Raw genomic sequence first — 5,843 nt, forward strand, 5'->3', positions numbered from 1 at the left:
GTCCGGCTCGCAATCCCCGAAATCGACGCGGATCACCCCACAGTCCGGTGCGGTGAACGAGGCCCCGGCGCCGGGCACGACGACGAACTCGCCCCGGCCCGCCGCCGTCCGCACTGCGCGCTGCAGATCCGCGGTATCCGCGGCGAACGTCACCTCGCCGGTGAGGCCGCGCGCATCGAGCGCCCGGCCGAGGAGTTCCGCGGCGGTTCCCCTGTGCGCGACGGTCCCGGGTGCGAAGACGACATCGAGTCGGCGAGCGGATTCGGTCACCGGGTCACCGTACGTACCCGTGAGGACATCTGGCGAGGACACGTGTGGGTGGTACCGACGATCCCTGGGTAGCGGGCCGCAACAGGTTTAGCGTGGAGAGCTATGGAACTTGGACTACACATCGCCGACTTCACCTATCCAGGCGGACCGTCGAACCTCTCGGACGACCTGCGCCGCATTGCCGTCACCGCCGAGGACGCGGGTTTCTCCAAGCTCAGCGTCATGGATCATCTCTGGCAGATCGAACCGGTCGGACCGATCGACACCGAGATGCTCGAGGCGTACACCACCCTCGGCTTCCTCGCTGCCGTCACCGAGAAGGTGGACTTGCTGGCCTGGGTCACGGCCACCGTCTATCGCGAGCCGGGCCTCCTCGCCAAGGCCGTGAGCACGCTCGACGTCCTGTCGAAGGGGCGCGCGTACCTCGGAATCGGCGCCGCCTGGAACGAGGACGAGAGTGTCGGACTCGGCCTGCACTTCCCGCCGACGGCCGAGCGCTTCGAGCGACTCGAGGAGACACTGCAGATCTGCCTGCAGATGTGGAGCGAGAACGACGGACCGTTCGAGGGAAAGCACTACCGGCTCGGCCGCACCATGAACGTGCCGCAGCCGCTACGGCGCCCACACCCGCCCATCCTCATCGGCGGCGGGGGTGAGAAGAAGACGCTTCGGATGGTCGCGCAGTACGCGCAGGCCTGCAATTTGTTCGGTGGACCCGAGGTCTCCCACAAGCTGGACGTGCTGAGGGATCATTGCACCGCACTCGGTACCGACTACGACGCCATCGAGAAGACCGTGATGTTCCCGCTCGACCCGGGTGCGGACGGACAGAATGTGGACACCTTGCTCGGTCAGCTCGAGGACCTGTCGAAGCTCGGCATAACCCACGTTCACGGATGGGTGCCGCAGGTCGCGTCGATCACGCCCCTCGAGATCCTGGGTGAACGCGTCGTCCCGGTGATCGCGGACTGGTGAATCGCGTTCGCCGCCACCGTCCGGACGGAGGTGTCGACGCAACACATCGTCCGTGGAAGCGTCGCCCCCTCAGGGGTGAGGAGTCATACACCTCGAGGTGGGGTTGGTAGTCCCTGTGTCGTCTGGTTGACGGCGGCGGGTGTGCCGAGGATTGCGTTATCAGCGAATATCCCCGGCGATGAGGTCAGCGAATGCACGGCAACGGCGATGAATACCAGCCCGATTCCCGCGGGGAGGTCCGCAGCGCGGCGCAAGGTCGCGCGTCGGATGCGGCGAGGATGCACGTTGCCGTTGCCGTACTCCTCGGTGTCTCGGCGTGCACAGGACTGCTGTTTCCCCTGGTGTGGGGGCCGACGTCGAATACGCGTGGGCTCGCCGCGATCGTCGGGGACTCGTTCGTGCTCGCCGCGGTCGCCGTCGGTCTGTCGGTCGTCGCATGGGGTGTGGGTCTTCTGTGGTCGCGAAGTGCCCGCGAGAAACTCCCCGAGGCGCCGGTGCGGTACGGACCCGTGCCCGGTCTCGGGCCTGCGCAGACCGAATACGTCGTGCGGAAGTGGATCGGCGACAGCGCGCCGACGGCGACACTGCTCCACCTGGCCGAGCAGTCGGTGGTCCGGTTGACCTCGGTCGACGACGGTCTGTGGCAGATCGAGGGCATCGGCACCCCGCAACGGTGGAGACAGATCGACCCCATTTCCCGGGTCCTGGCCGATGCCCTCGGAATCCGTTCGCCGGGTGCGGTATTCGTCGCCGACGGCTCGCCGACATCCGGCTACGCGGTGCGAGAGGGCATGCGTGCCATGTCGGACGCATGCCGATCGTGGTCGGCGCGCGAGGAACTGCTGGTGGTCTCGGTCAGGACGTGGATCGGGCGGGCAATGGCATGCCTGTGCACCGTTCTCGCTGCGCTCGGGCTCCTCGGCGTACTGGGTCCCACGCTTCTCGGGGCTCCGTTCGTCGCGTTCGTCATCGGCTCCCTCGGCGTGTTCGCGGCGGGCACGGGTCTGCGGCACACGCCGACGGGGCGGCAGGTGTGGGCGGGCGCCGCCGGGTTCGAACGCGTGCTGTCGGGCCGGTCGACGACGATCGGGTCCGCCGCGGTCCGTGAGTGCTTCCTCGCCGCCGTCCCCTACGCCTTCGCCTTCGGTGTCGCCGACCGGTGGTCGGCGCAGTACCACCGCGTAACCGGACGGCCCGCCCCGCACCCCGACTGGTACCCGTCGCCCACGCTGTACGACGACGAGGCCGGCCTGCAGTGGGCGGCGAAGCCGCATAATTGAGGGTGCGAGGTGAGACCGGTGCGACAGACACCCTGGTTGGCGGCGACGGCATTCGTCGGGTCCGTTGCTGTCCTGCTTGCAGTCCACACCGGCGGCGGTGCGTCGAGCGAACCCGACCGGGAATCGACGCGCATGCTCGATCCCGCTGGACCGGTTCTCTTCGTCACTCCGCCGAGCGGGCAGCCGGGCGACCGCATCCAGTATCACGCGACGAGTCTTCCGACATGCGGCGGACCGTGGTCGGTGGAGTTCGGCGATCGGGTCCTGGGCGAGACCCGTCAGGTCGGCAGCGTCGCCGACTTCCGCGCGACGGTGCCGAACCGCGGCAGTCGCGGTTTCCAGGTGGCCGGCCTGCGGTGCGTGCCGATCCCGTCGATCGTGGTGCAGGCGACGTTCGAGGTGCTCCCCGTGACACGCTCGTCGGAGCCGACCACCACTTTTTTGCTGCCGCCACCACCAGAGCTCCCGACGCGGACGAAGAGACCGACACCGACGACGACCACCACCACGCTCACAGCTCCAGCTGACGCGGAGCGGTAGGTGCCCACATTTTGGGCTTGAATAGGTACATGAGGACTCTTCCTGTTGCCGAAGCCCGGGCGCAGCTGTCCCGGCTGGTCGATGTGGCCGAGCGCACCCACGAACGGTTCGAGATAACCCGCGACGGGCACCGCGCCGCGATTCTGCTGGGCGCCGACGACTACGACGCGTTGCGGGAAACGATCGCGGTGCTGTCGGACACGGATCTGCTGGCGGCGCATCTCGCCGGTCGGGCCGAGGTCGAGGGCAGGGACGTCGTTGATGCGCAGGAGTTGGTGCGGCTGATGCGCGACGCTCGGTCGTCCGAGGAGTGAGCGAGCCAGTCGACCGGTATCGGTGGAGTCGTCAGACGGTGTAGTGCAGCAGGGAGACGCCGTTCCGGAAGCCACGGGCCTCGACCAGCTGCAGCCTCGGCGTCTCGTACCCGTCGGGGAACAGCCGGCGTCCCCGACCCTGGACGACGGGGTACACGAACAGACGGTACTCGTCGACCAGGCCGGACTCGATCAGGGCATGGGTCAGCGTGATGCTGCCCGTGACGACGATGTCGCGGCCATCCTGCCCCTTCAGGGTCCGCACCTGGGCGATCCAGTCGCCCGTGAGCACGGTCGAGTTCCGCCACTCGGGGTCGGACATGGTCGAGGAGACGACGTACTTCTGAATCTGGTTCAGCTCATCGGTGATCCCGGTCTGGTCGTCGGTCTGCCGGGGCCAGTAGCTGCGGAAGTCCTCGAACGTCTGCCGACCCAGCAACATGGCGTCCGCGCGCTCGGACTGCCGGTTGGTCGCCTCCAGCAACTGCGGATCCTGGTCCGCCGGGTCGAACCAGTCGCCGAGCATCTCGATCGAGCCGTCGAGGGTGATGTTCTGGGTAATCGCGAGTGTTCTCATACGAGTACTGACACCGCCACGACCGCAAAGTCATCGCCGGCCGGTCGCGGTCGGCAGCCTCGATGTCGTGGCCTCGTCGGCAGGTGTGAAGGTGGACATCGTGATCTCCGAATGAACGCCGGCGTTCAGGTGGGTCACGTGGAACGTCAGCGGCCCGGCCGTGGGGTGCTCGAAGCGCCGATCAGTGACGGGCACTCGGGTCACGTCGCATCGCTTCCACAGCTGCTCGAACAGTGGCGACTCGGCAGTCAGTCGCTTCACCAAGGATGTCCACGTCGGCTCGCCGAGGTGCTCCGCCCACGCGGCACGGAAGCCCGCCACGATCCGGGGAATGTGCTCCTCCCAGCCGACAATGCGCCCCCGCCACTCAGGGTTGAGCAGATTTTGGACGAGAAGATTGCGCTCCCCGGACGGAACGGCGTCCAGGTCGCCCATCAGCCAGCAGTAGCCCCGGTTATAGGCAAGGACGTCGTAGCGCGCATTGCTCACTATCACCGGATACGGGTCGAGCCTGGCCATCATTGCCTTCATCGAAGGCGTAACGGCATTGCACTCCGTCGCGCTCGACGGTTCTGTCACGCCCGCCAGCGTCAGCAAATGTGCGTGCTCGTGCAGATCCAGCCGTAGCGTCCGCGAGATCGCCGCAAGCACGTGCTCGGATGCCTTGATGTCGCGACCCTGTTCGAGCCACGTGTACCAAGTGACTCCGACGCCGGCCAGCTGGGCAATCTCCTCCCGTCGCAGTCCCGGGGTCCGGCGGCGCCCCCCGGTGGGCAGGCCGACCTGCTCCGGCGTGATGCGGGCGCGTCGACTCTTCAGGAATGCGCCGAACTCGCCGCGACGGGCACGGACTTCGGGACGTGCGTTCACATTCTTCATGGAAGCCGAACCTGGGAGGACGACGATCCAGGTGGCGTGAATACCAGGATGAATTCACTCCTTGCACCAGGACGACGATCGTTCACTCTTGACTTATGAGACTTGGACTTCGACTGCCCCAGCGGATCGGCACTGATTTGGGCCACGACATCACGGAAGTAGCCGGCGCTGCCGAACGTGCCGGGTTCGACAGTGTCTGGGCCTGGGAGAGACTGTTGTTTCCGGTGGCGCCCCGCGATTCCTTCACCCCGGGCGCGCCGTGGCCGTCCGCGTATCGGCAAGCGGCTGATCCGCTGATAGTCCTCACTGCCGCAGCAGTGGTAACGGAGCGAGTCCGACTGGGCACCAGCGTGGTAGTCGCCGGCCTTCACCAGCCCCTCCAACTTGCGAAGAGATTCGCGACGCTCGACCAGATCAGTGGCGGGCGTGTGATCGCGGGGTTGGGAACAGGATGGGCAGTAGACGAGTTCGAGGCTGTCGGCATGGCGAAGTCCGACCGCGGCCGACTCCTCGACGAGACCCTCGCCGTCTTCGACGCAGCGTGGGGTCCGGATCCAGTGAATTACCGCGGGCCCCACACGCTCATCGACAACGCCTACGTCCTGCCGAAGCCGGCGTCGCCGATCCCCGTCATCTTGGCCGGCGATGTCGATGTCAGCTCGGCAGGAGGTCCCAATGCACGTGTGCTGGAACGGATTGCCCGACGTTCCGACGGCTGGATGCCGCTCTTCCCGACCCCTGGCGCAGCCGGTGCTGACAAGCTTCGCACGGCGTGGGACCTGATACGCCAGTCCGCGGCCGCCGCGGGGCGGGACCCGTCCGCGATGGAAATGATCGTGGTGGGGAACGTGGCGTTCTCGGAGACTCCGCTCGGCGACGATCGGATCGGCTTTTCGGGCACGACCGCGCAGATCCTCGACGACATCGCCTCCGTGGCAAGTGCAGGCGCAGACGAGTTGATCCTCGACCTGCACCTGCAGGACTGGTGGCGGAACACACGTCAGATGC

Annotated in this window: 7 protein-coding genes and 1 pseudogene; 5 read left to right on the forward strand and 3 right to left on the reverse strand. The window is 67.0% G+C overall.

Going from position 1 to position 5,843, the window contains the following annotated elements; translation table 11 throughout:
- Positions 1–270 (reverse strand): annotated as a pseudogene (locus tag ACFTZB_RS42110) (alpha/beta hydrolase); the annotation flags it as partial.
- A gap of 102 nt (positions 271–372) precedes the next feature.
- Between ACFTZB_RS42110 and ACFTZB_RS42115 the strand changes: the two are divergent.
- The 4 genes from ACFTZB_RS42115 to ACFTZB_RS42130 all read left to right on the forward strand — a co-directional run bounded on the left by ACFTZB_RS42115 (position 373) and on the right by ACFTZB_RS42130 (position 3,379).
- Complete coding sequence (locus tag ACFTZB_RS42115; RefSeq protein ID WP_378441368.1) at positions 373–1,245, forward strand: LLM class F420-dependent oxidoreductase; 873 nt, start codon at positions 373–375, stop codon at positions 1,243–1,245.
- A gap of 191 nt (positions 1,246–1,436) precedes the next feature.
- A complete protein-coding gene (locus ACFTZB_RS42120; RefSeq protein ID WP_378441370.1) occupies positions 1,437–2,525 on the forward strand; it encodes a DUF2207 family protein in 1,089 nt (362 codons plus the stop codon).
- A gap of 18 nt (positions 2,526–2,543) precedes the next feature.
- On the forward strand, positions 2,544–3,065 hold the full coding sequence (locus ACFTZB_RS42125) for a hypothetical protein (protein WP_378441372.1): 522 nt from the start codon (positions 2,544–2,546) through the stop codon (positions 3,063–3,065).
- A 29-nt stretch (positions 3,066–3,094) separates the two neighbouring features.
- Entirely contained in the window at positions 3,095–3,379 is a 285-nt protein-coding gene (locus tag ACFTZB_RS42130; protein WP_378441374.1) for a type II toxin-antitoxin system Phd/YefM family antitoxin, read from the forward strand.
- A gap of 31 nt (positions 3,380–3,410) precedes the next feature.
- Here the strand turns inward: ACFTZB_RS42130 and ACFTZB_RS42135 are convergent, their stop codons facing one another.
- Positions 3,411–3,956 carry a dihydrofolate reductase family protein gene (locus ACFTZB_RS42135; protein WP_378441376.1) on the reverse strand — a complete coding sequence of 182 codons (546 nt, stop codon included), beginning with the start codon at positions 3,954–3,956 and terminating at the stop codon, positions 3,411–3,413.
- Between the two features lie 30 nt (positions 3,957–3,986).
- Positions 3,987–4,835, reverse strand: a complete 849-nt coding sequence (locus ACFTZB_RS42140) for a helix-turn-helix transcriptional regulator (protein WP_378441378.1) — start codon at positions 4,833–4,835, stop codon at positions 3,987–3,989.
- A 95-nt stretch (positions 4,836–4,930) separates the two neighbouring features.
- Between ACFTZB_RS42140 and ACFTZB_RS42145 the strand changes: the two genes are divergently transcribed.
- Positions 4,931–5,843: LLM class F420-dependent oxidoreductase (locus ACFTZB_RS42145; RefSeq protein ID WP_378441380.1), on the forward strand; the 913-nt coding region annotated here is incomplete at its 3' end.

This window comes from Rhodococcus sp. NPDC057014, from assembly GCF_042673295.1.
Taxonomy (GTDB): domain Bacteria; phylum Actinomycetota; class Actinomycetes; order Mycobacteriales; family Mycobacteriaceae; genus Rhodococcus_F.